This is a genomic window from Thermomonospora catenispora, assembly GCF_006363815.1.
In the GTDB taxonomy this organism is placed as follows: Bacteria; Actinomycetota; Actinomycetes; order Streptosporangiales; family Streptosporangiaceae; genus Thermomonospora; species Thermomonospora catenispora.
The window spans coordinates 1-23600 of record NZ_RRYT01000003.1 but is presented as its reverse complement, the minus strand read 5'-3'; the positions used below and the strand labels follow the sequence as shown (position 1 = coordinate 23600).

The 23600-nt window shown below is 70.5% G+C and carries 27 protein-coding genes, 2 tRNA genes and 1 pseudogene; 8 read left to right on the top strand and 22 right to left on the bottom strand.

Features of this window, described 5'->3' with window-relative positions:
* Positions 1-11: 11 nt before the first annotated feature.
* Complete coding sequence (locus tag EIO00_RS03505) at positions 12-590, bottom strand: MarR family winged helix-turn-helix transcriptional regulator (protein WP_140175452.1); 579 nt, start codon at positions 588-590, stop codon at positions 12-14.
* A gap of 88 nt (positions 591-678) precedes the next feature.
* Between EIO00_RS03505 and EIO00_RS03500 the strand changes: the two genes are divergently transcribed.
* The 3 genes from EIO00_RS03500 (at position 679) to EIO00_RS03490 (ending at position 3801) form a co-directional block, all read left to right on the top strand.
* The gene (locus EIO00_RS03500) at positions 679-1938 is read left to right on the top strand and encodes an MFS transporter (RefSeq protein WP_140175451.1); all 1260 of its coding nucleotides are present in this window, start codon (positions 679-681) and stop codon (positions 1936-1938) included.
* A gap of 296 nt (positions 1939-2234) precedes the next feature.
* Entirely contained in the window at positions 2235-2843 is a 609-nt protein-coding gene (locus EIO00_RS03495; RefSeq protein WP_140175450.1) for a TetR/AcrR family transcriptional regulator, read from the top strand.
* Position 2844: 1 nt separating this feature from the next.
* Complete coding sequence (locus tag EIO00_RS03490) at positions 2845-3801, top strand: hypothetical protein (RefSeq protein WP_140175449.1); 957 nt, start codon at positions 2845-2847, stop codon at positions 3799-3801.
* A gap of 94 nt (positions 3802-3895) precedes the next feature.
* Here EIO00_RS03490 and EIO00_RS25860 read toward each other — a convergent pair.
* From EIO00_RS25860 to EIO00_RS03445, 9 genes and pseudogenes are all read right to left on the bottom strand, one after another.
* Positions 3896-4207 (bottom strand): annotated as a pseudogene (locus tag EIO00_RS25860) (LLM class flavin-dependent oxidoreductase); the annotation flags it as partial.
* A 70-nt stretch (positions 4208-4277) separates the two neighbouring features.
* Positions 4278-4937, bottom strand: coding sequence for a DsbA family oxidoreductase (locus EIO00_RS03480; protein ID WP_206664020.1), 660 nt, complete (start codon positions 4935-4937; stop codon positions 4278-4280).
* A gap of 107 nt (positions 4938-5044) precedes the next feature.
* On the bottom strand, positions 5045-5584 hold the full coding sequence (locus EIO00_RS03475; RefSeq protein ID WP_140175446.1) for a hypothetical protein: 540 nt from the start codon (positions 5582-5584) through the stop codon (positions 5045-5047).
* 557 nt (positions 5585-6141) lie between these two features.
* Positions 6142-6870 (bottom strand): hypothetical protein, encoded by a 729-nt coding sequence (locus tag EIO00_RS03470; protein WP_140175445.1) that lies wholly within the window; start codon positions 6868-6870, stop codon positions 6142-6144.
* A 492-nt stretch (positions 6871-7362) separates the two neighbouring features.
* Positions 7363-8073 carry a hypothetical protein gene (locus EIO00_RS03465; RefSeq protein WP_140175444.1) on the bottom strand — a complete coding sequence of 237 codons (711 nt, stop codon included), beginning with the start codon at positions 8071-8073 and terminating at the stop codon, positions 7363-7365.
* Positions 8074-8340: 267 nt separating this feature from the next.
* The gene (locus EIO00_RS03460) at positions 8341-8727 is read right to left on the bottom strand and encodes a hypothetical protein (RefSeq protein ID WP_140175443.1); all 387 of its coding nucleotides are present in this window, start codon (positions 8725-8727) and stop codon (positions 8341-8343) included.
* Between the two features lie 898 nt (positions 8728-9625).
* Positions 9626-9719, bottom strand: a tRNA-Ser gene (locus tag EIO00_RS03455).
* A gap of 150 nt (positions 9720-9869) precedes the next feature.
* Positions 9870-10265 (bottom strand): hypothetical protein, encoded by a 396-nt coding sequence (locus tag EIO00_RS03450; protein ID WP_140175442.1) that lies wholly within the window; start codon positions 10263-10265, stop codon positions 9870-9872.
* 141 nt (positions 10266-10406) lie between these two features.
* Positions 10407-11513 carry a glycerophosphodiester phosphodiesterase gene (locus EIO00_RS03445; protein ID WP_161602636.1) on the bottom strand — a complete coding sequence of 369 codons (1107 nt, stop codon included), beginning with the start codon at positions 11511-11513 and terminating at the stop codon, positions 10407-10409.
* Positions 11514-11690: 177 nt separating this feature from the next.
* On the opposite strand from EIO00_RS03445, the gene EIO00_RS03440 reads away from it, so the two are divergent.
* Positions 11691-11766, top strand: a tRNA-Arg gene (locus EIO00_RS03440).
* A 67-nt stretch (positions 11767-11833) separates the two neighbouring features.
* On the opposite strand, the gene EIO00_RS03435 is transcribed toward EIO00_RS03440, so the two are convergent.
* From EIO00_RS03435 to EIO00_RS03405, 9 genes are all read right to left on the bottom strand, one after another.
* Complete coding sequence (locus EIO00_RS03435) at positions 11834-13141, bottom strand: site-specific integrase (protein ID WP_140175440.1); 1308 nt, start codon at positions 13139-13141, stop codon at positions 11834-11836.
* An 8-nt stretch (positions 13142-13149) separates the two neighbouring features.
* Positions 13150-13338 (bottom strand): helix-turn-helix transcriptional regulator, encoded by a 189-nt coding sequence (locus EIO00_RS03430; protein ID WP_140175439.1) that lies wholly within the window; start codon positions 13336-13338, stop codon positions 13150-13152.
* Positions 13335-14696 (bottom strand): replication initiator, encoded by a 1362-nt coding sequence (locus EIO00_RS03425; RefSeq protein ID WP_140175438.1) that lies wholly within the window; start codon positions 14694-14696, stop codon positions 13335-13337. Before EIO00_RS03425 ends, EIO00_RS03430 begins: the two co-directional genes overlap by 4 nt.
* A gap of 144 nt (positions 14697-14840) precedes the next feature.
* Positions 14841-14996, bottom strand: a complete 156-nt coding sequence (locus tag EIO00_RS24450) for a hypothetical protein (protein WP_175596114.1) — start codon at positions 14994-14996, stop codon at positions 14841-14843.
* A 37-nt stretch (positions 14997-15033) separates the two neighbouring features.
* Entirely contained in the window at positions 15034-15210 is a 177-nt protein-coding gene (locus EIO00_RS24065) for a hypothetical protein (protein WP_161602635.1), read from the bottom strand.
* 25 nt (positions 15211-15235) lie between these two features.
* Positions 15236-16078 (bottom strand): DUF2637 domain-containing protein, encoded by an 843-nt coding sequence (locus tag EIO00_RS03420; protein ID WP_140175437.1) that lies wholly within the window; start codon positions 16076-16078, stop codon positions 15236-15238.
* Positions 16078-16317: a hypothetical protein gene (locus EIO00_RS03415; RefSeq protein WP_140175436.1), complete on the bottom strand. Its 240-nt coding sequence runs from the start codon at positions 16315-16317 to the stop codon at positions 16078-16080. The genes EIO00_RS03420 and EIO00_RS03415 overlap by 1 nt, the downstream gene beginning before the upstream one ends.
* 247 nt (positions 16318-16564) lie before the next feature.
* Positions 16565-17902: an FtsK/SpoIIIE domain-containing protein gene (locus EIO00_RS03410; protein ID WP_140175435.1), complete on the bottom strand. Its 1338-nt coding sequence runs from the start codon at positions 17900-17902 to the stop codon at positions 16565-16567.
* 17 nt (positions 17903-17919) lie between these two features.
* Positions 17920-18273: an SCO3933 family regulatory protein gene (locus EIO00_RS03405; protein WP_140175434.1), complete on the bottom strand. Its 354-nt coding sequence runs from the start codon at positions 18271-18273 to the stop codon at positions 17920-17922.
* A 137-nt stretch (positions 18274-18410) separates the two neighbouring features.
* Here EIO00_RS03405 and EIO00_RS03400 point away from each other — a divergent pair, with 137 nt between their 5' ends.
* From EIO00_RS03400 to EIO00_RS03390, 3 genes are all read left to right on the top strand, one after another.
* A complete protein-coding gene (locus tag EIO00_RS03400; protein ID WP_140175433.1) occupies positions 18411-18797 on the top strand; it encodes a winged helix-turn-helix domain-containing protein in 387 nt (128 codons plus the stop codon).
* A gap of 269 nt (positions 18798-19066) precedes the next feature.
* The gene (locus EIO00_RS03395; protein ID WP_140175432.1) at positions 19067-20101 is read left to right on the top strand and encodes a P-loop nucleotide/nucleoside kinase family protein; all 1035 of its coding nucleotides are present in this window, start codon (positions 19067-19069) and stop codon (positions 20099-20101) included.
* Entirely contained in the window at positions 20098-20715 is a 618-nt protein-coding gene (locus tag EIO00_RS03390) for a guanylate kinase (RefSeq protein WP_140175431.1), read from the top strand. The genes EIO00_RS03395 and EIO00_RS03390 overlap by 4 nt, the downstream gene beginning before the upstream one ends.
* On the opposite strand, the gene EIO00_RS03385 is transcribed toward EIO00_RS03390, so the two are convergent.
* Both EIO00_RS03385 and EIO00_RS03375 read right to left on the bottom strand, forming a co-directional pair.
* The gene (locus tag EIO00_RS03385; protein WP_140175430.1) at positions 20652-20969 is read right to left on the bottom strand and encodes a hypothetical protein; all 318 of its coding nucleotides are present in this window, start codon (positions 20967-20969) and stop codon (positions 20652-20654) included. The genes EIO00_RS03390 and EIO00_RS03385 overlap by 64 nt on opposite strands.
* 645 nt (positions 20970-21614) lie before the next feature.
* On the bottom strand, positions 21615-21938 hold the full coding sequence (locus tag EIO00_RS03375; RefSeq protein WP_140175428.1) for a hypothetical protein: 324 nt from the start codon (positions 21936-21938) through the stop codon (positions 21615-21617).
* Positions 21939-22503: 565 nt separating this feature from the next.
* Between EIO00_RS03375 and EIO00_RS03370 the strand changes: the two genes are divergently transcribed.
* Positions 22504-23169: a P-loop nucleotide/nucleoside kinase family protein gene (locus EIO00_RS03370; protein ID WP_241661108.1), complete on the top strand. Its 666-nt coding sequence runs from the start codon at positions 22504-22506 to the stop codon at positions 23167-23169.
* A gap of 172 nt (positions 23170-23341) precedes the next feature.
* Here the strand turns inward: EIO00_RS03370 and EIO00_RS03365 are convergent.
* Positions 23342-23600 (bottom strand): hypothetical protein (locus EIO00_RS03365; RefSeq protein ID WP_206664018.1); only part of this gene is annotated, 259 nt, incomplete at its 5' end.

The window sequence follows — 23600 nt, the reverse complement described above, 5'->3', positions numbered from 1 at the left end:
GAGCGGGTCGTTCAGACGAGGTCGCCCGCGGGAGAACGGGGCGCGGGCGACGGCCGGCGCACGGGCGCGCCGTCCGGCCGGGGGCGGTCGCCGAGGGCCCGCTCGGCGTTGACGAGCAGCTCGCGCAGCAGCGCGGACAGCCGCTCACGGCGCTCGGCGGGGAGGGTCCCGATCAACTCCGCGATCGCCCGCGCGTGCGCCGTCACCGCCTGCTCGGCCAGTCGCCGGCCGGTGTCGGTGAGGGCGACCGGCAGGCAGCGCCGGTCGCCGGAGGCGAGCCGCCGGGTGATCAGGCCGCGCCTCTCCAGGCGATTGAGCCGTTTGGTGAGCCCGCCGCCGGAGATCATCAGCGACCGGTGGAGGACGGTGGGGGTCAGCTCGTGGGGCGGACCGGCGCGCAACAAGGCGGCGATCACGTCGAACTCGCCGGGCTCCAGGCCGTAGGCCCCGAGCGTGTCGGCGGTCAGCCGCTCCAGACGCCTGGCCAGTCGGGTGATCCGCTCGGCGACGGCCATCTCGGCCAGCGGCAGGTCGTAGGCGGCCCACGACCACTGCGCGAGAAGCTCGTCGATCGGGTCATGGGGCGCCATGTCCTGATCATACCATCACCAGAAAAATATTTCCTCAGAAAATATTTCCTGAGATAGCGTTGAGCCCGCCATGGATCGGGAGACGGGCATGAGCGACGCGATCGAGACACGGGACGGGGCGCGCAAGGACCGACGCCCGGAGCGGGACACGACCCGGGGCACGACCGTCCGAGGACCCCTCGTCCTGACGGTCGCCTTCCTCACCCTGCTGGCGATCGGCACCGACCTGTTCGTGGTCTCCCCGCTGCTGCCCTCGATCGCCCGTCAGTACGAGGTCTCGCCGGGCGCGGCGGGCGCCTCGGTCACCGCGTTCTCGGTCGCCTACCTGATCGGGGCGCCGGTCATCGGCCTGCTCGGCGACCGGTACGGACGGCGCCCGGTGCTCGTCGCCGGCCTGGCGGTGTTCGCCGCGGCCAACGCGCTGACCGGACTGGCCCCCTCCTTCGCGGTGCTGCTGATCTCCCGGGTGCTCGCCGGCCTCGGCGCCTGCGCCGTGACCCCCTCGGTCCAGGCCCTGGTCGGGCAGATGGCGCCGAAGGACCGACGCGGCACCTGGATGGCGGTGGCCACGGCCGGATTCCTCATCTCGCTGACCACCGGCGCCCCGGCCGGCACGGCGCTGGCCTCGGTGACGAGCTGGCGGACCGCCTTCGTCGGACTCGGCGCGCTGGCCGCCCTGCTGGCGTTGGTCAACGCCCGGACCTGGCCCGGCGGTGCGAGCACGATCCGGCCCGAAGATCCGGCGGAGCCCCGCCCCGCCGGCGGGGTGACCGTCCTCACCAAGATCCGAGCGGTCTCGGTCACCGGCCTGTGGGCGCTGGCCGTCTACGCGCTCTACACCTATCTGGGCACGGCGCTGCGCACGGAGGGCGGACTGTCCACCGGTCTGGTCGCCGTCGCGCTGGTCCTGTTCGGCGCGGGCGCGGTGGCCGGGAGCCTGTTCGGCGGGCGCCTCGCCGACCGGTTCGGCGCACGGCGGGTCGCCACCGCCAGCCTGCTGTCGCTGGCCGTGCTGGAGCTGCTGGTGGACGGCGCGCTCCACGCCCCGGCCGCGGTCCTGCTGACGGTCCTCGCCCTGTTCGCGCTGGTCGCCTATCCGTGCGTGCCGGCGTTCCAGGCCCGGCTGGTGGCGGGCTTCACCCCGCAGATCGGCTCGGTCTTCTCCTGGAACAGCTGCCTCATGTACGTGGGCATCTCGCTCGGCTCGGCCGTCGGCGGCCTGCTGCTGTCGTCGGTGGGGTTCGTCTGGATCCCGGTGCTGGGCTTCGCGGTGGCGCTGCTCGGCGCGCTGGTCTGCTGGCGCTGGGCGATCCCCCGCGCCCTGGAGGCCCCCGCGAACGCCGGCTGAGACGCCTTCCTCGACGGCCGGTCCCGCTCCGGCCTCTCCGCCCCGCGCGAGGCCCCGCCGGCGGTCCGCCGGCGGCTCGGGAGACGGCTCCGGAGACGACCCGCCCCGACGAGGCCGCACACCGCTCGAGATCGCGACCCGAGATCGCGACCGGCGCGGGTCGCGGCCCCGCCATGCGGACCCCGCCGGCGGGCCTTCGGCCCCTCTCGTCCACCTCGGCCGCCTTCGTCCCGGTGAAGCCCGCACAAAATCAGACCGAGTTCAACTTTGAACCAGGTATGGGATAGTGTGGCCGCGTGACCGGGCTTCGCCAGCGCAAGAAGGAGCAGACCAGGCGGCGGATCGCCGCCGTGGCGCTGCGGCTGTTCACCGAGCGCGGCTACGACGCGGTGACGGTCAACGAGATCGCCGAGGCCGCCGAGGTGGCGAAGGCGACGCTGTTCGCCTACTTCCCCACCAAGGAGTCGCTCGTCCTGCAGGGCGTGGGCGACGACGACCCGGCCGGGATCGTCGCCTCCCGTCCTCCCGACCGGCACTGGCTGGAGGCCCTGCGCACGCACTACCGCGCGTTCGCCGCCCGGCGCATCCCCCCGGCGGAACTCGACACGCTCCTCGCCCGGCTGCGCGTGATCCACGCCAGCCCCACGCTGCAAGGCGCCGCGAACGCCCTGCTGTACCGGCAACGCCGGGCACTGGCGCAGGTCCTGGCCGAGGAGCACGACCCCACGACGGCCGCGCTCATGGCGGCCCAGGTCGCGGCGTCCCTGCTCGCCCTCCAAGAGACCCACTTCCAGCGCCTGCTGGACGGCGCCGACGCCGAAGACGCCGGCCGTGCGCTGGCCCAGGACGTCGAACGGGCCTTCGACCTGCTGGAACACGGGCTCAAGCACACAGAAAGGCGCTGAGATGCGCGCACGAGGCATCAACTACGACACCGGGACCTTCCCCGGCCCTCAGCTCACCCGGAAGACCTTCGACCCCGGGCAGGTCCGGCGCGAGATGGCGGTGATCGCCGATGACCTGCACTGCGACGCCGTGCGCATCTCCGGCCGCGACGCCGAACGGCTGAGCATTGCGGCGCGCCATGCGGCCGACGCCGGCCTGGAGGTGTGGTTCTCCCCGTTCCCGATCGACTTCCCTCCCGAGGAGGTCCTGCCGTTCTTCGTCGACTGCGCACGGCGCGCGGAGGCCCTGCGGGAGGGCGGCGCCCAGGTGGTGTTCGTCACCGGCTGCGAGCTCAGCGCCTTCGCCCGCGGATTCCTCCCCGGCGACACCTACCGCGACCGCCTCCACGCCATGACCACCGCCGACCTGGACTGGTGGACCTCCCTGGGCCCGGCCGTCGAACGCCTCAACGACTTCCTCGCCGAGGCCGCGGCGGCGGTGCGCGCTCACTTCGGCGGGAGGGTCACCTACGCCTCCGGTCCCTGGGAGCCGGTCGACTGGAAACCGTTCGACCTGGTGTCCGTCGACGCCTACCGCACCGCGCAGAACGCCGCCGTCTTCCGCGCACGCCTGCGCGAGTTCTTCTCCCACGGCAAGCCGGTCGCCGTCACCGAATACGGCACGTGCGCCTACCGCGGCGCGGGCGACCTGGGCGGCATGGCCTGGCAGCCCCCGCCGGGAGCGGTCCCGGACGAGGAGGAGCAGGTGCGCTACTTCACCGAGCTGCTCGACATCTTCGAGGACGAAGGCGTGGACACCGCCCTGTGGTTCTCCTTCGCCGACTACGGCAAACCCGGCGACCGCGACATCGCCTCCTATGGGGTCGTGCGCATGCTGGACGAGACCCGCTGGGAGCCGAAGAAGGTCTTCCACGCCATGAGCGCCAGATATCGACGGTCGAACGGCCATCCCGGCTGACGTCCACGCCGCGTCGGTCGACGGCCGCTGCGATGCAGCGGGTCTGCGGCGCCGCCCCCGGACGGCGACGACACAGGACTTCCCGGGACGCGTAGTCGACGCCGCCCACGGCGAAGTCGTTCTCATGCGGTCCGGGCGCCAGGACGGGCTGCAGTCGCCCGGCGCCGGCCAGCCGGTCCAGCGTGGTGACCGCCTCGGCGAACCGCGCACGGTCGGCGCGCAGCGGCGCCGGCAGCACGCTCGTCAGCAGCCGGATGCGAGAAGTCGCGCCGACCGCCGCAGCCGGTGCGGTCAGCGGCTCGGGCGTCGTCCAGACCAGCCGGTCGCTCACGCTCAACGCGGCGAACCCGGCGTTCGGCACGGCGCGCCCATTCCACGAGCGCCCCGCCGTCGCTCCAGGGCGCATGCCCGGGCAGTCCGATGCCGATGTCCACCCCACATCCCCTTTCGGCCGTCGACGTGCCGGGCCGGGGCGGTCACCGGCCGGGGGCGGTCCGACGCGCGGCCTGCAGGCCGTCCTCCAGCAGCCTCCGCAGTGCGGCGGAGGTCTGAAGAGCCGACACCGGCGGCCCGCCGTTGAGCGTCATCGTCGGCACGCCGTTCACGCCGCGCCTGCGGGCCTCGGCCTCGTCGGCCCTGACCCGGTCGGCGTACGCCGAGCCCGCCAGCACGTCCCTCACCTGCGCGGCGTCCAGGCCGGCCCGGACGCCGAGACGTTCCAGCACCCGCGGATCGCCGACGTTCAGGCCCTCGCACAGATAGCCGCGCAGCAACCGCTCCAGCACCGCGTCGCCCAGCCCCCGCTCGGCGCCCATCTGATACAGCCGGTGGGCGTCGAAGGTGTTGACCGGACGCGCCCGGTGCAGATCGATACCGAGCCCTTCGGCCCGCGCCGCATCGTGGATGAGCTCGACCCGCGCGGCGCCGCGTTCGCCCCACCACGTCGTCATCGACTCCGCCGCGGTCAGGGAGGGGGCGCGCGGTTCGTCGGGCGACAGTTCGAAACTGCGCCACCGCAGCCGTACCCGCTCCGGCTCGGTCACGTCGACGAGCGCCGCCTCTATGCGGCGCTTGGCGATGTAGCTCCACGGGCACAGCACATCGACGTAGACATCGGCCTCGACGACGGCGTTCACGGCTGCTCCTTCCACAGACAGACGGGTCGGCGGACGCCCTCCGAAGACTCCGGCCGCCCGATCACGGCGCATCGCCCGACGGTCGCGCACGGGACGCCGTGCGGCCGTCAGGAGGATTCGATGACGGTGGTGGTGAACGTGACGGGGGCGGCGGGGTCGACGTAGTTCTCGAACGGGTCCCACGATCCGGTGCCGGTCCGCTCGCGGAACCAGGAGAAGGCCGGGTCTTCGAAGCTCGACCCGCCGGGTGAGGTGGTGACGGCCCCCGATCCGCCGGCGCGCACCGTGACCACCAGGTCGGGGATGTCGAACTCCACTCCGCCCGGGAAGGAGCCGTCGGACCGCACGACCAGATCCGCCCCGTTCCGCTCCACCCAGAACCGAGCGTCCCCGAGGTCCGACCCGCCCTCCAGCCGATATCCGACGACGGTGCCCGCACCGGTCACCCGATACGCCACCCGCAGATCCGTCAGCCGCTTGTTGAACGCGGCCACCGCGAGGATCGGAGCCGAAGCGAACCGCACCGTGAACTCCTCGTCGGGCCCGACCGCGTCGGGCGCCGTCACGGTGAAGTCCCGCGAATAGTCCTCGATCGGCACCCACTCGCCGTCGATGCGGGTTCGGGAGATGTACGGGACGTTCACCATGTGCTCCCCCTCGCATGCCTCGCCGGACGTCGGGTCATGACCGACGCGAAGCCGCGGGCGCCCGCACCGGGAGCACCCGCGGGACGCCCCCTGGGCGAGCGGTTCCGGCCGGATGCGGGCATCGCCGACCTCACGCCCCCGCAGGCGACGCCCGCCGCCGGCCGGTCCGACCGTCCGGGGCGGTGGACGCTCCCGCGGCGCGCTTCTCGGTCGCCTCTCAGGCTGCAACCTCAACCGCGGTCGAGGTCAACGGCGGACGACGCCGGGGCGCCGCCCGGGCGGCGGCATGGACGGCCCCCTCGTTCAGGACGCGGTCGGCGGCCCGGCGCTCGGCGGCGCGGACCGCCCGCGACCGGCCGGGAGCCGGTGCTCTCACCGGTCACCGGCTGCGCCCGGCGCCGACCGCGGCGGCGCGTGACGGCGCGTGGCTCCGGTGTTCACGCCGCGGCCCTCGCGTCCTCTCATCGGCGTGCGCCACGACGCCGCCCCGTCCCCCGCACCGGGGCCCACCGTCATCGCAGGTGAACACGCCCGTACGGGAACGGGCCACAGGCCGGTCAGTCGTCCTCCAGCGGTTTGAGCAGACCGCACGTGAACACGGCGCCGGCCGTGAACAGCACGCCGTAGAACACGAACATCCAGCCGCGGCCGCCTTCGGAACGCGGGCCATAGGACAGGACCTCCACGGCCGTGCCGACCAGCGCCAGGCCCGTGAGCATCCAGGAGAACGCGCGCAGCACGAAGAAGACGAACGCGTCCCACCAGCCCATCAGCAGCCCCCACAGCAGGACCCCGAGGCCGAAGTGGGCGGCGAGCAGCCACCCCGTGAGGTGAAGGCCGGGCGACGGCAGGAACCACTCCGTGGTGCCCGCCGCCTCCAGCGCGACGACGTCCCCCCGCCAGAGGCGCAGCGTGACCGGCTGCCCCGGCCGGGCCTTCCGGTAGAGCCCGTCCGAGACCTCGCGGCTCTCCCGGGAGCCGTCGGCCCGCCGCCAGGTGACCTCGAAGTGGGGGACCGGGTAGGCGTTCCCCTCCGGGTCGGTCTGCATCTCGACGTAGGAACGCCGGTCGACGATGGAGCTCCGTTCGGTGGCGAAGCAGCCGCCGACACCGCGTTCGCACTCCATGACCTCGCGGAACTGCCGGATCTGCCGGTACGGATCGGCCGCGCCGGCGAGCGCCCCCACCAGCACGCCCAGCCCGGCCGCGATCGCCGCCCATCGCCACGGGGAGAACCGGCGCAGCCTCCTCGGCTCCGACGACCGACGCCATCGGCGGACCCTCACGCCCCCACCTCTCATCCGCACATCACCCGCACACGAGGCCTCGGCCGAGGCCCCTCCCGACGGCGGACCCCGCAGAGCCCCGGCCGATGCGATCACCGGAGACGCCGCCACCGGCGACCGCGCTCCGGGGCCCCACATGTGGAGACGGAAAAGACCGGATCATCGTTCGACGTCCAGATCGACACCGACCGTCCGATTCACCCGGCGCAGACGGCCGGCGCCCACGACGCCCGCCGTGGAAGCGACACGCCCTGCTCGAGAGCCGCCCAGACGGCTCGATCAGCCGGTCGCCGCAGCCGACCGCCGCCCAGGGCCGGAAGAGGTCCGGACCGCTCCCCGCTCCCTCGGCCGCCCGCCTCGTCCCCGGCTTCCACGACCGTGCGCCCCCTTCCCGGGAAGCCGTGGAGGCGCCGCGCCGAGCGGCCGAGCACGGCCCGATGCCTCACCTCCGCATCACCGCGCAAACCCGTCGCTCACACCGCACCGGATCGCCTACCAGACCGCGAATGCAAGAATTCCCACCACCAGCCCTATCAGCATGAGCACTCCGCACAACACGCCGTGCCCGAATCCGATGTCCCAGCCATAAGCCAGGAACTCGGTGACCGAGTAGATCAGAAAAAATCCCGAGACGGCCCAGTAGCATATGAACTCAAAGAACGAAGAGCTCGAATTCTCCCAGGCCACCAGCCCCCACAGCACGATCCCGAGACCGGTATAGGCGACGGCCAGCCACAGTATGAGGCGCTTGCCGGGCGAGGGCAGAAACCACTCCGTACTGCCCTCCACCTCCGCCTTGACGACCTCACCACGCCAAAGGCTCAGCGTGACCGGCCGCCCCGGCCGAGCCTTGTCATAGAACCCCTTCGACACCTCGCGGGTCTCCCGGGAGCCGTCGGCCCGCCGCCAGGTCACCTCGTAATGGGTGGTGATGCTGGTGTTCCCATCGCTGTCGGTATGCGTCGTGGTGTAGCTGTCCCGGTCGACGATGGAGCCCTGTTCCCTGGCGAAGCAGTCACCGACGCTGCGCTCACACGCCACGACCCCACGGAACCGCCGGACCTCGTGGTAGGGATCAGCTGATCCGGCGACCCCCACTGCCAGCACGCCCAGCCCGAACACGGCCACCGCCCACTGCAGCAGGGAAACCTGACGCAGCACCTCGAAAAACGACAGAAGCCGGCGACCTTGGCGAACCCTCATGCCTCACCTCTCATCCGTGCACGAGGCCTCGATCGGGGTCCCTCCCGACGGCGGACCCCGCAGAACCCGGGCCGGCGACACCGCCGAAGCCGCGACCACCACCGGCGACCACGCCACCGAGCCCTGCCTAGGGGGACGAGAACAATCGGATCATCGTTCGGCGACCTGCCGACACCGGTCATTCGATCCACATGACGCAGACAGGCGGCACCCGCAATGCCCGCCCGGAAGCGACGCCGCCTGGATCCGCCGGCCGCGCCGCGCCGGTCATCTGCGCAGCCGGATCACGAATGCGCCGAACACCAGGCTCACCAGGGTGATCGCCCCGAACAGCACGCCGCGCCACAACCCGATGCCCCAGCCGTAGGCCAGGAACTCCATGGCCGGAAAGGCCAGCAGCGCCCCCAAGAGCATCCAGACGAACGCGTACTCGAAGAACGGAGTCCTCCGGTGCGACCGGTCCGCAAGCAGCCCCCACAGCACGACCCCGAGGCCGGCATGGGCGGCGAACAGCCACAGCACAAGACGCCACACGGGAGACGGCAGGAATCGCTCCGTGCCGCCCGCCGCCTCCACCGCGACGACGTCCCCGCGCCAGAGGCTCAGCGTGATCGGCCGCCCCGGCCGGGCCTTGTCATAGAACCCCTTCGACACATTCCGGGTCTATCGGGAACCGTCCGTCGCCCCGCCGCCACGTGATCGCGTAATGGACGATCTCATTGACGCGCCCATCGGCATCGGTATATCTCGTGGCATAGGCGTTCCCATCGACGATGGAGCCCTGTTCCCTATCCGGCCGGTCCAGGCAGACGACCGCCTCGTGCACGCCGGCGCCCACCCGCGCCCGAACCGCCTGTCCCCCCACCGCGTCGCCCAGCGTGAGAACGCCCGACGAGACGCCGATCCTCCCCCGATGCACCGGGATCCCCGGCAGATCCCGCCCATCCCGCCAGCAGTGGACGCCGACACGGCCTTCGTCCCCGTGCAGGACCCGGCACACCGGGAGTGTTCCGACGCCGTCACCGGCTCCTCGCCGGAGCTCCACTCCGGAATCCGCTCCGTCGCGCCCTCGGCGGCGACGAGGACGATCCCCCACGGGAACGCGCCCGCGAGATGCGCCAACCGCACGCCCGCAGCCCTCCCTCGACCGCTCGCGGTCATACAACGCCCGAGGCCCCTTGGAGGCTCCCCGAACCGGCCCCCACCGCGGAGGGCCCCGGCGATCACAGCCACGCCCGGCCCCGCGCCGCCCTCGTCGTCCCCGGCCGTTCGCCCGTCCCGCGCCCGCGCCGAACCCTCCAAGGCCGCGCCAAAGCCTCGTTCACCGACCCTCGACCGCCGGGACCGCCGAACGCCCGTGCGATCCGTGCAGGCCGGCCCCGCGCCCCGAAGAAGGGATGAAGGGCCCGGACCCCGGAACCAGGGCCGGGCGTCGCCCGCCCCCACTGCCCGACCCGTGCGTCGCCGCCCCCGGGCGCCGCGGCCCGAGCCGACACGACCGTCCCCTCACAACCGAAAGCGCCTCCGCCGGATGCTCCGACGGAGGCGCTTGTGGCGGAGGATCGGGGATTTGAACCCCGGAGAGGCCGTAAAGCCTCAACCGCATTAGCAGTGCGGCGCCATAGACCGGACTAGGCGAATCCTCCTGGGCTCTGTAGCCGGAAACAGGCTACCGGGCCATGGTCCGAGCGGCAAAGCGCTCGGGCGAACCAAGGGTAACCAGAGGCGGCCATGATCGGGAAGTGCCGGACGCATCCCCGGTGAAGGCGAGGAGGATGCGCCCGGCGGGCAGCAGGTCAACCGGTGCAGGCGGCCCGGAGCTTGTTGCCGCTCTCGGTGATCTTGTTGACGTCGGGCATGGTGAGGTTGCCGTTGCTGGCGTTGCGGATGGTCTGCGCGAGGCTCTCCAGGTCGCTGGCGACGTTCTCAGCGGCCTCCTGGACATCGCCGCCGGCCTTCCGACCCTCGGTGCGGATGTTGTTGGCGGTCTCCTCGTAGGCCTGGATCATCGCGCTGGGATTGCCCAGCTGCTGGGTGGCCCGTGAGGGAAGCTCGTTGAGCTCGCGGACGATGTTGTCGCAAGCCGCCTGCCGGTCCGAGTCGCCGCCCATATTGGGCAGGCAGGCGGTGGAGGTGAGCATCACCCCGCCGAGGGCCAGCACACCGAGGAGCCGAGTGGTCTGCAGACGCATAGGAACTACTCGCCTTTCTTTGGGGGGTCGGGATGGGTTGGCGCCGCCCGGCGGCCGGGCCCCGGCGACTCCGCCCCGATCGCCCTCTTTGATTACCGCATGACGGTGATCGGTTCCCCGCGTCCCACTGTTTGGAACGAATCACCCGAACGTCGCGGCACGGGCGCTCACACAGGCCGACGGATCGTCGCAGAACACGCCGTTCACCCCTTGCCGGTACAGGCGGCTCACCCAGCCGCCCACGTCCCCGGTCGCCGACCGGTAGCCGGGGGCGGCGGTGTTGCCCTGACGGTGGTCGACGGGCAGGAACTCGTTCTCGTTGCGGATCGTCCAGGTGTGCACGGTCAGGCCGTACCGGCGCGCGTCCCGCACCAGGGCGGTGGGCCTGCCGAGCCGGCCGGCGGAGTCCACCGGGATGATCCAGCCGGTCGCCGGGCCGATCCCGTCGGCGTAGGAGGAGATCCACTTCAGGCCCGCGGGCTTGACCAGATCGGCGTAGGTGCGGGGATCACCGCTCTTGACCAGGTCGTACGGGGCGCCCGAGCCGTCGATCAGCTGAACGAGCCGCACCTTGGTGAGCCTGCGCAGCTCCCGCAGGTTGGAGGTCTCGAACGACTGGATGAACACCTTGTCGCGCGGGCTGTCGAACCCGTACTTGTGCAGGGCGGCGACCAGCGGCTCCTCCATGGACAGCCCGATGCCGTCGAAGTAGGTGGGGTGCTTGGTCTCCGGATACACGCCGACGCCGTGCCTGCGGGCCAGCTCGAGCACCTCCTCCAGCGTGGGGATCGGCTCCAGCCCGTTGAAGACCGTGTTGTCGGGACGCAGCTCGGGGATCCGCTCCTCGGTGCGCAACGTCCGCAGCTCGGCCAACGTGAAGTCCTCGGTGAACCAGTCGGTCCGGGTGACCCCGTCCACCGTCTTGGTCTTCTTGCGGTCGGCGAACTCCGGACGGTCCTCCACGTCGGTGGAGTCGGCCAGCCAGTTGTCATGACGGGCCACCAGCCTGCGGTCCTTGGTCATCACAAGGTCCGGCTCGATGTAGTCGGCGCCCTGCGCGATGGCCATCCGGTAGGCCGCCAACGTGTGCTCGGGCCGCAGCCCGCTGGCCCCGCGATGGGCGATGACGACGGGACGGCCGATCCGATCGGCCGCAGCCGGCGCGGCCCTGTCCACCACCGCCGCACAGACCCCGGCCACGGCCACAGCGGCCAGCCCTCCGGCGAGCACACGTGTGATCCGAGACATGGCATACCTCCCTCTTCCGTGGGTCTGGAACGTAGGAGCGGGAGCTTGCCGCCATCGGACGCCGAGACGACCACCGGGAGAACACCGCTTGACCGCCCGCGCCCCACCGATCTCACCCCGAACACGCGAACTGATTCGTCCTAACGCGCGACAGGCGGTATGCTCTCTCCCAGACACGCAGCCGTAGCTCAACGGATAGAGCATCTGACTACGGATCAGAAGGTTAGGGGTTCGAATCCTCTCGGCTGCGCCACAGGTCAGAGGCCCCTCGCGATCACCGCGAGGGGCCTCTGCGTTGCAGGTACAGCAACGGAGTACAGCTACACCGCCGCACCGGGACCACGGCCCCACAGGTGGTCGCCGAGCCGCTTGAGCGCCGCCCGGGTGTCCTCTGAGGGCACCTCGGTGTAGATCTCCATCGTGATGCTGATCCGGCTGTGCCGCAGGATCTGCATGGCGACCCGCGGATGCACCTCGAGAGCGGCCAGCAGCTTGCCGCACGTGTGACGAGTGTCATGCACCCTGATCGCCTTGACGCCGGCGGCGGCGCAGCGGGACGCGAACGCCCGGTTGACGTTGCGAGGCTCGATCGGGCGTCCCGTCCGGGTGGTGAACACCAGATCGCTGTCATGCCAGGCGTCGCCGCAGGCCCGCCGGGCCTCGGCCTGCTGACGCCTCCGGACGCGCAGCGCGGCGGTCACCAGCGGCGGCAGCGGCAGCACGTCGGTCGACCCGTCCGTCTTGGTGCGCTCCTTGTGGATGAGCCGGTTCCCGACCCGCTGCAACTGCCAGCCGATCGCCAGTTCCTCGGCGTCGAAATCGACGTCCGCCCAGCGCAGCCCGAACACCTCCCCCTTGCGCATCCCCATGACCAGGATCAGCGCCCATGCCGCGTACAGCGGGTCGTCGGTCTCGCGCGCGTGCTCCAAAAACCGCCGGGCCTCGTCAACGGTCCAGGTGGAGGCCTTGCGGGTCCGTTTCCGCGCCGTGGGCAGCTTGGCCAGGCCCGCGACGTTGCGGGAGATGATCTCTTCGGTCTGCGCGTGGTTCAGAGCCGCCCGCAGCGTGTTCCGCGCGGCCTGGATGGTCCGGCGGCTCGGGTAGTCCTGGCAGCACTCGCCCAGCGCACAGCAACGCTGCCGCTTGCGGGGATCCCGATGATCCCTGGGGCGCCTGGCGTCCTTGCCCTGGGCGCAGCACTGGCAGGTTCCGGGGAGCTTGTTCAGCCAGGCCTGCACGTCGCGCACGGTCAGCCGGTCGAGCCGCTTCTTGCCCAGGCCGGGGATGATGTGCAGCCGGGCCATCAACTCATAGTGCGAGTAGGTGTTGGGCTCCCGGTTCGGCTTGATGATCTCCTGAAGCCAGTATGTGAGGTATCTCTCAACGGTGGGCACCGTCGTGGCGATGGGACGCTGCCGGGACTCGTTGAGCAGCTTGACGTACTTCTCGTGAACGGCTTCGCGGGTCTTGCCGTACACCCATTTGCGCCGCCGCCGGCCGTCGGGGGTGGTGACCCAGACGTACGCGGCGTAGCCGTTGCGGTAGGAGAAGATCGAGCCCTCTCCGTTGGCCCGGCTGCGGCTCTTGCGCCTCTTGGGGGCCTCGCCGTCCGGCGCGGCCGTCTTCATGCCGGACATCAGGCGGCCTCGTGCCTCTCGATGAGCCGGGCGATGTAGGCGTCAAGCGCCTGCCGGGGAATCCGCCGGCAGCGATCGCCGACGACAACGGAGGCCAGCTCTCCAGAGCGCATCAGCTTGTAGAGCGTCCACCGGCTCACCTTGAGCCGGGCCATGGCCTCGGGCACGGTCAACAGGTCATCGTTCACACGGCACCTCCAGGGAGCGCAGACGGATTCAGCGGTGGCAGGGGCTTGCCGGTCAGGGCGGCGGTCAGCAGGGCCTGGCCGGGGGTGAGGCCCTGACCGGCATAGCGCCAGTGGGCGATGACGAGGACCTGGTCCTCATCGGTGAGCGGCAGCCGCCCGGTGGTGATCTGGTGGCGGTGGTGGTTGTGGTGGATGCGGGCGGCGCGCAGGTGGCCGAGGGTGGTGGAGTAGCGGCGGGACTTGGTGGAGAAGTGGCCGCGGAAGCCGAGCATGTGCGCCCACTCCGCCAGCCGCAGCCCGGCCATCTCGGGCAGGGCCCCCAGGCGCAGGCAGGTGGTGATCAACCGGCGGGCGTGGTCGCTGACCGGGAGGGTGTTCAGGTCGTCGGTGGGGCGGATGCGGCGGTCGAGGGTGCCGGTGCATTCGGCGGCTTTGGTGGCGTATTTGGCGATGTAGGCGGCCACCGCGGTGTCGGTCAGTTCCCCGGTGGTGGTGATGGGGCGGACATCGAGCTGAGCACCCCACGCCAGGGTGCGGGCCGGGACGCCGTCGGCTTCGGGGGTGGTGACGGTGACCGCGCGCACCGCATGCCCCACCGCCTCGGCCAACGCCTCGTAGGTGGCCCAGGCGGGCGGGGCGGTGGCCGGGCCGTGGGGTCCATCAAGGCGGATGACGGCGTGGAAGTGAACGGTGCCGCGCCGTTGGTATTCGGCGACCTTGGCGAAGGAGACGGTGAGCACCCTGCCCAGGTCGGTGGGGGTGAGGCCTGCGGTCTTGGCCAGGCGGCGGCGGAGGGCGAGGGTGAAACGCCGCCACAGTTCGGGGGCCAGGGCGTTGAACAGCACCGTGCCGGTGTGGTCGTAGCAGTCCGGGCACAACGGCTCCCCCAGATGGGGGTCGTCGACGTCGTGTCGGGTGGTGCACGACAAAGACCGCCCGTGCGGGCAGGTGCCTGCGTTGCGGCGGGGGTGGCACGGTTGAACGTGACCGGCCTTCTCCCGTCGGGTGTGGACGGGGCCGAAGGAGGGGGCGGTGAGGGTGACGAACGCCGCCGGGTGGGAGGCCACCGACGCGGGCACGCCCTTGCCCCCGGCCAGCCCGGCCCGCACCAGGTGGTAGGTGTCGGCCCGGTACACCTCCGCGCAGGCGGGGCAGCGGGAGGCGCGGCGGGTCTTGCAGGCCACCCGCAGCACCCCGCCCGGCTCATGCGCGGTGGTGTAGCGGTGCAGCACCTCCCCGGTGGCCGGGTCCAGGTACTCCACCCGGCCCCGCAGGTGAATGGGTTGAGCGCATCCGCCCAGGGCACGGGTGCGGGCGGCCCAACGGCGGTAGTCGGGGCGGGCCAAGGCGGCGGCCATGTCCCGAACGGCCAGCGGAGACAACACCGGATGCGACACGAGAAACCACCCCCTCTTTCTGCTGCGTGTGGGTTCAAGCCAGCGGTGGTGAACCCCCCGGCACGCCCTCAGGCACACGGAGAGCCACGCCGGGGGCGAGGAGGGTCACAAGGCGGTGATGAAGGCGGCCAGCGCATCGGCCAACGCGGCCAGACCACCACCGACCGCGACCACGGCATCAGCGGCGGCGGCGGGGTGACGCAGCACATACAGGGCCAGCACCAGCCACAAGGCCAGGAAGACGCAGCGGCGGAGGAACACGAGAGCGGATCTCCCTTCGCAGGCGGTGGGTGAGGGGTCAGTCGTGGCCGTGGCCGAGGCAGTGCGAGCAGGTGTCGCCGTCGGAGGTGAGGCCGGTGCCGCCGCAGTGGCAGCAGGCCCACCGGATCGGCACCACCACGGGCCGATCCCGCTCGGCCGTCGGCCGGGCCTCACCAGCGGAACGTCCGTCCTGGTCGGTCGGGACGATGGACATGACGAGCACCCCCTCTTTTCCTCGGTCAGGCGGTGGGGTGGTTGCGGATGTGGCGGAGCAGTTCGGAGGCGAGCTGGTTGGAGACCTTCAACCGGGCCCGCAGGGCGTCCCGGGTGATGGGGCGGCCGTGTTTGGCCTGATGCTCAGCGGCCACCTGGCGGGCGAAATCCACCAGCGCCGCCGCCGGACCCGCCGACGAGCCCACTGACGAGGACCGTCCGGGCCCGGTGGTCTTGGGCGAGGACGAGGAGTCCGGTAGCGGAATCTCGGTCTGCCCCTCCCGCACCGAGGAAGGATCGGGTGTGGTCAGTGCAGGACGCGTCCCTTCCTCCACCCCCACCAGGGACGACACCGAGGACGGCACCGGGGACGGCACCGGGGACGGGGGGACGGGCGAGGACGGGGATGGGGACGGGAGGTCGGGGCGGCCGAAGGACGGCGGGACGGCCATCCCCGCCGAGGACGAACCGTCCGGGCGGGCGGCAGGGCGGGCGGTGGTGCGGCGCTCGAGCATCGATACCGCGACCAGGAAGGCGGCGGCGGGGGTGCCGGCGGTCACCCACCCCCACACGGTCGGTTCGGCCTGGGCCAGATTCGCCGCCAGGGACAGCAGGATGCCGCCGACCAGCACGCAGGTGGGCCAGGAGATGCGGGCGGTGGTACGGCCGGTGCGTTTGTCCCGCTGCCGTTCCCGAGCCGCCATGACACAGGTCAGATCGATGCACACCGCCACCGCCCAGGCCATCCACCCGTGCTGACCGTGGTCACGGACGGTATCCCGGATGTGGGTGAACGAGCCCGCCGCCGCGATACCGGCCAGCACCACGACCGGTGCGGTATCGGCCAAGGCGAGCAGCAGCCGCCGCATCACGCCACCACCCCACCAACCACCCCACCGGCCGCCTCACCGGCCGCCTCACCGGCCGGGCCGTCGGACAGGTTGCCGGTCGGGTCGGCCAGCAGTGCGGCCAGCTCCCGGTCGCACTCGTGAGCGTCCGCCCAGTCATAGGCCTGGGCGGCCGAGACGGTGGTGAAGGACTCGGCGCACCGGCCGCACCGGGCCATGTGCAGGCCGCGGATGCCGTCCCACTCCACCACCGGCCCCACCAGAACGAGGACGGACCGGCGGGACGAGGCGAAACGGACCGGGACGGGACGAGAAGAAGTCGGGACGGAACGGGGACGGGCGAGCGGGCGGACCGGGTGACGAGGTCGCAGGACGATCACATGTGCGGGCACGCGGAACCTCCAAGCAGGGTCCGGTTTCGGGCATGGGTCGGGGAGAGGGCGTGGCGTGATTGAGGGCTCACACCAGCCCCACCAGAGAAGAAGGGGTGGGGAGGGCGTCTGTGGGTCAGGCGGCGGCCGGACGGACCGCAGGCGTGGTGATCAACTCGGCCCAGTCCGGGGCCAGATGGGCGTAGGTGCGGGCGGCGTGCTCGGCCTCATGCTCGGAGATGTAAACCGAGCGGGCACGATGCCAACCGCCGTCCTGGCCGGCCACGATGCACACCCCCGGCGTCTGGGCGGGGATCGTCCGCGCCGCATCCAAAGCGGCCGGATCAAGGTCGCCGAGGGTCATGGTGGCGGTCTCCGGATCATTGACCCGATGACACACCCGCCCCGACAACTGCGACCGCAACGCGGTCACCCCGGGCCCGAGATCAGAGCCGATCCGCTGCCCGCACACCACCAAATGGACCCCGAAGGCCCGCCCCAACTGAGCCACCCGCAGCAGGGCGGTGCCCGTCTTGGCGACCTGGTCCTTTTCGCTCCTGTCGGCCATGAGGAACAACTCGGCCACCTCATCGACCAGCACCACGATCGGCATCGGCCGCACCCCCTCGGGCAGGTGCCAGATGTTCCGCACCCCCCGGCCGCGGCAGATGGTCATGCGGTGCTCCAGCTCGCCGACCAGATCGGCCAGGAGGGCGGTGCACTGGGTGCGGGTGGTGGCCAGCGCCGACAACCGCGGAGCATACGGGGTGAACTCCACCCCGCCCTTCAGATCCAACCCGACCAGCGCCACCGGCTGAGGCGCCAAACCCTTGATGATGGCGTTGGCCAGGTTGGACTTGCCCGACTGGGTGGCACCGGCGTTCAACCAATGCGGCACGGCGCGAAAATCGATCACCCAATCGGCGCCGTTCTCCAGCTTCCCCGGCCGCACCCGCAACAACTCACCGGTCTCCGGCGTCACCCTCACCTCGGTGAGGGGGTCGTGCAGGGTCGCCCACAACGTCACCACACCCGGCCGGACATCCACGATGCGGACCGAGTGCACCCGCCAGGCATGCGCGATCCGCTCAGCCGCCCTCTCGTAGTCGCCAGGGACCTGACCGTCATGCAACCGAACCCGCACCCGCCAGCCCAGCCGATTCGGCCGCAACACCCCCAACCGGGGAGGACGTTCGACCTCCACCCGCCGCCACCGCCGCCGGTAGGTGGCCACCGTCACCGACCGGGCCGTCTCCACCATCGGCACGGCATCCAGGGTCAGACGCCAGCGCCGCCGCCGACGCGCCAACCCACACCCCGAGGCCACATGCGCCCAGGTCAGATACACCAACACCACACGAGCGGGGAACTCCACCCCGTACCAGAACGAGGCCGGATGCCACCGCCGCCAACCCCACACCCCGACCACCAACACGACGGCCAGGACAGCGAGGAACACGACGCGTCCGTTCATCACCGGAACCATCCCGCTCAGGCCACATCCACCGCAGAGGCCGGGTGCGACGGACCGGCGGGGACGATCTGATCGGCCCGATAGGCGATCCCCCACCGCATCCGACCACCGATGTGCTGCTCCCACGGAAAGGCGACCAACCCCACCGGCGTGACCACCTGACCCACCACCACCTCGGGGTCACCGGCAACGGCCACGTTCACCAGCTCCACCCGACCGGACTCATCAGCCGCCGACAACCCGACCGTGTAAACGGTCTGACCGTGCCGGTCCACCTTCACCTCACCGGTGTCCTGATTGACCAGCTTCGGACGCGGCGCCGCCACGCACACGAAGGTGAGAGCGGACGTGTCCACCGGAATGCTTCGCACGAGGAACCTCCTCCACTCGCTGAGCACTTAGCCAACATAGTCAGCATGGTCGACCATGTTGTCAATGCCTTCCTAGTCACTTGGTGCTGTTGTGTGCTGAACTGGGAGACCACGGCCCCGAACGTGGAAGGCGGACGATGGTCAAGAACACCGGTCGGCCTGGGTACCTCCAGATCGCTGACGACCTGCGGCAACAGGTGGCCGATGGCCGGTTGGCCCCGGGTGACGCCTTGCCGTCCATCGCCCAGCTTCGTGAGCACTACGGCGTGTCCGCCGGCGTCGTGAAGGCGGCCATCAGCGTCCTGCGCACCGAAGGCCTGGTGGTGGGGCAGCAGGGCAAGGGCGTGTTCGTCCGCGATCAGGCCGCCGTGGAGACGCCGGCCACGTCCCCGGGCGAGGACAGCGCGCTCATGAAGCAGCTCGCGGAGGTGCTCACCGCTGTCCGGGATCTGGGCGAACGGGTCGCGCGGCTGGAGCAGAGCGTGTTCGCAGGGCGGCAGCAAGCGCGTCAACCCGACAAATGATCTCGTCCAGTTCCGACAGGATCAGCGCCAGCAGTTCTTCGGGAGTGCTCCCATGCCCGCCGGTCGCCGCCACCGGGAAATGCCTCCTGCCTTGATCGGTCCCCTTGTTCGGCATGCAGAAATTTCAACCCAGGAGGCCCGTTCAGCCCATCACTGACAGCTCATCAATAGTTTTCACGCCTGCTTATACATCCGCTTTCACACCCCTCCAGACGGACCGGTAAACGCTTGATGCGCACCGTTGTCCGTGGTGAACGGAAAGGCCAGAGATGACCCCCACCAAGCAGCGCCCCGGTTGGAAGCCCTCCAAGCTGCGCGAACGCCGAGAGGCTCACGGGTTGACCCTGGAGGCCGCAGGGGAGAAGCTGCGGCAAGTGGCCCGCCGAAGCGGCCTGTCGGTGGCCGCGAACTTCCAGACCCTGTGGGGACACGAGACCGGGGCCATCTACCCGGGCCCGCACTACCGGCGCGCCTACTGCCTCATGTACGAGGCCACCGAACCGGAGCTGGGGTTTCGTCTCCCACTGCCCGATGAGCAGGAACTGGACCTGTCGTCGCTGGTGGGGAGCATCGCCGACCCCGCCATGGCCGAGCAGGCCGCGAACGCCATCGCCAAGGGGCTCGACCAGCTCTCCGAACACGCCCGCGACAAGGACCCGGCGGTCGCGGAGACCCTGAAGGACCGTGTGGTGAACGCTTGGCGGGGCAGGGCGCTTGCACGCAGCCTGGGCGTGACCACGCTCGTTCTGGTGGGCGGATACGCCGGATCGGGCAAAACGGAGTTCGCCCGCTTTCTCGGGGACATCTCCGGTTGGGCGATCCTCGACAAGGACTCGCTGACCAGGCGCATGACGGAACGCCTGTTGATCTCACTCGGCGGAGACCCGCACGACCGGCACAGCGAGATCTACCTGAAAGAGGTCAGGCCGCTGGAGTACAAGTGCCTCTTGGATGCCGCGAACGACAACATCGAACGCGGCATATCGACCATTCTTTCCGCCCCCTTCATCGCCGAGTTCCAGGACGAGGGGTGGTTGGCCAGGCTCACGAACCGCTGCAAGGCCAAGGGCGTGGACGTGGTGGCGATCTGGGTTCGCTGCGACGCCGAGTCCATGCGCGAGTACATCGAGTTCCGCGACGCTCCACGGGACGCCTGGAAGCTCGCCAACTGGGACGAGTACGTCAGCACACTCGACACCGAGAACAGCCCACCAGGTGTTCACCTCACGGTCGACAACCGGATGGGCGCCGCTATCAGCGTCGCCGACCAGACGCGCGAGACACTGCGTAGGCTCTTGGGGTGACCGATCAGGGGGTGATCCTGTACGGCCCGCCGACCAGCGGCAAGGACACGATCACGGGTGAACTGGCCGAGCTGGACGAGCGGTTCGCCCTCGTGCCCAAGTTGAAGGCGGGCACGGGCCGCAGCACCGGCTATCGGATCGTGACGGCCGCTGAACTGGAGGCCCTCCGCGGCATGGGCCGTCTGGCGGTCGAGACGAGCCGGTACGGCAACATCTACGCAGTCGACCGGCACGACATCGAGGCCATGACGAAGACCGGCCGGGTGCCCGTCGTCCACATGGGCAACGTCGCCGACCTGCGGCGCCTACGCTCGTCCGTCTCGCTGAACTGGACATGCGTCCTGCTGTGGATATCCCGCGAAGTCTGCGCCGAGCGCTCCCGAGGCCGCGGGGACGCCGACCGGCCCGAGCGCCTGCGGGCATGGGACGAGACCCGGGCCGACCTGGCGGCCCATCAGGACGCGGCCATCTTCAACCTGGTCATCCACACCGACGCCACCGAACCAGCCAAGGCCGCCCGCCTCATCATCGACGCCGTTGATGAAGGCGATCACCGGGCCCTGCCGCTCAGCAGCCTGGACCACAGCTCACCGGCTTCCCGGGCGATCACGTGAGGTGATTCGTCCACCTCGTCGCCATGGGGACCGCGTGTGGTCCGCCGGATGAAGTAGGCCCCGCCATGGGCGCACAGCTCGTAGATCGTCGCTCGGCATTCGCAGGTGTGCGCCAGCACTCGCACCTTGGTCAAGGGCGGGTACTGGCGTTGCCAGTGGATCGACTCGCAGCCCGGGCGCCGCATCTCCACATGCCGCCCGTGATACTCCTCGTCCGCCCCGGGCGCCCATCCCGGATCGCCGTCCGAATGCATGAAGTCCCACAACGCTTCACCCGCCGAGGGCGAGGAGGACACCGGACCACGGGCATGGGCGGTGGCCGGCCCGTTGCCGGCTCCATCACCGGTGACGTGCGAACTCTCGTCCGTCCGATGTTCCACAGCGCTCAACCCGTCAGGGATGGCCGGGGCGTGGCGACGCAGGGAAGACACTCTTCTTCCTCAGGCCGGTCGAAGAAGTCACATCCACGCCGCCACGCCCCGCAACGAGGGTGTGCAGTGCCGTGACGGGGGTTCGACGCGCACCAGGTGCACCCTCATCACCGCCCCTGGCAGCCGAGGCGTGCCAAAGGCGGGTGGACACGTGCCCGATGCCGCCTGGGGCACCCCTCCAGTTGCCCCAACGGGCACGTGTCCACGTTCATCAAGACTTCACCTGGTCCGAGCGTTCACCGGCATGCCGTACCGTCCACCGCCCCGACTCCTCACGCGGCAATTGGGCTTCCAGATCAGCCAGCACGTGACTGGCGTAGCGGACTCGCCGCACCGCCAAGTCGCGTTCCCTCGAGCTGATCGTTTTGGACGTCGTCCACGGCCCGTACACCCGGATGACCGCCCGCAAGTACGCCATCTGTATGTCCACATCTCCCATGGCCTGACCTGCGGAGCCCGCCATCGCGGTCACCGGACCGTCCTCCTGTTCAAGGCCTCGGCCAGCCGGCCGGCCACCGCTGCCGGATCGCTCACCGGCCCAATGGGCTCTTTGGTGTCCGCCCGGGTGAACACCCACCCGTCGGCGCCCTGTTCGCAGTCCACTTCGATCACGCGCAGCGCCGCCCCCGGTAGCGTCACCCGAAGCAGCGGCACTCCGTCGCGCACCACGACGCCGCACAACGCCTCTCGGCGTTCGCACAACGCCGCATCCAGCGCCGCCAGATACCTTCGACGAAGTCCGAAGGCGCCCCGGACGTTCGCCTGTGCAAACCGCACTTGATCAAAATCCATCGCCCCACTCCCGTCCGTTCGAAGCGGGAATCGGCGACGCGGCAAGGTTCCTTCTCGTCCGACGATGAGATGCCGCGTCGTGAATCGACCCTCACGAGTCCTGTCGCATCGCCGACTCGCGGCTCATCGAGCCGTCGCAGCTTCCCGAGAACCCGCGCACCACGGACACGGGACGTGTTAGGACTCGGGCCGCTCTCGGAGCCGCTCATGCCTCAAGCGTCCCGTCCGGTCCTTTTCCGCAAAGGAGCCTGCCAGGGGGCCAGCAGGGGGCCAGACTGGAACCGGAAGGGAGCCGGCCATGACCACCGACAGACGGCGAGAGTTCGGCGCTTACCTCGCTCGACTTCGTGGCAGCAGAAGCCAACGCGCCCTGGCGCAGCTACTGTGCGAAATTTCCGGAACCGACACCCTTACCCGTCATGAGATATCCCGCTGGGAGCGGGGCAAGCGCATTCCCACTGAATGGCTGCCCTACCTCGCCCAGGCGTTCGGGGTCCCGCTGGCCGTACTGGAGCGTGCGGCAGCCCAAGCCCAAGACGACGAGACACCCCCAGACGGCTCCCCCGTGGACCTGTCCGCCTTCTTCCCCTCGGGCGACACCCTCAGAAGCCGCATCACCAACGCCCTGCACAGCCGAGCCGCAGCCAGCGCCGGCGGCAGCCCCGTCCTCGTCCTGGTGGGCGGATACGCCGGATCAGGCAAGACCGAATTCGCCCGTTTCCTGTCCAGGATCTCCGGGTGGGCGTTCTTGGACAAAGACGCCCTCACCCGCCGCATGACCGAACGCCTGCTGCTGACCTTGACCGGCGACCCGCACGACCGCCACACCGACACCTACCGGCGCGAGGTCAGGCCCCTGGAGTACCGGTGCCTGCTCGACGCCGCCCGCACCAACATCGACTGTGGAGTCTCGATCATCCTCGCCGCCCCGTTCGTCGAGGAGTTCAACGACCCCGCATGGCTCGACCGGCTCACCCACCGCTGCAAGGCCAAGGGCGTGGACGTGGCCACCGTCTGGCTGCACTGCGACATCGACTCCATGCGCGAGTACATCGAGCTGCGCGACGCGCCCCGAGACGCCTGGAAGCTCGCCAACTGGGACGAGTACGCCAGCACGCTCAACACCGAGGACAGCCCACCCGGCGTTCAGATCACCATCGACAACCGTCTGGGCGCGGCCGTCAGCCTCGCCGAACAGACCTGCGAGGCCCTACGCAAGATCACCACCTAGCCCTCTGAGACGGCAGAGGTCCCGAGCGACCGGCGACGCCAGAGCGTTGGATGAGAACTTTCTCTACGTCTTCAAGCCGCCCGCTGGCGCGGACAGAGCCGGCCTGGCCGGGCCGGGCATGCGGCCTCTTGCGGGCCGATCCCGCCCCGGCCGACCGGCGCAATGCCGAGTCCTATTGAAGCCGCGGTGGAGGCTCTTGACCTGTGGCCTGCCTCCATGCGGAGGTGAAAGCGTCGGCATCGTGCGCACGGGCCTGCTGGAGGAAGGTGATGCAGACGCGGCGCAGATCGGTCATCTCACGCTCTGTGGCAATGGTGAGCCCTTCAACGAGGGAGCGCGTGGCCTCGCCGACCTGGTCCAAGTTGAGCAGCATCTTGCCCAAGACAGTCAAGCTCGTGGCCAGGTTGGGCAGGAAGGCGTCAGGACGTTCC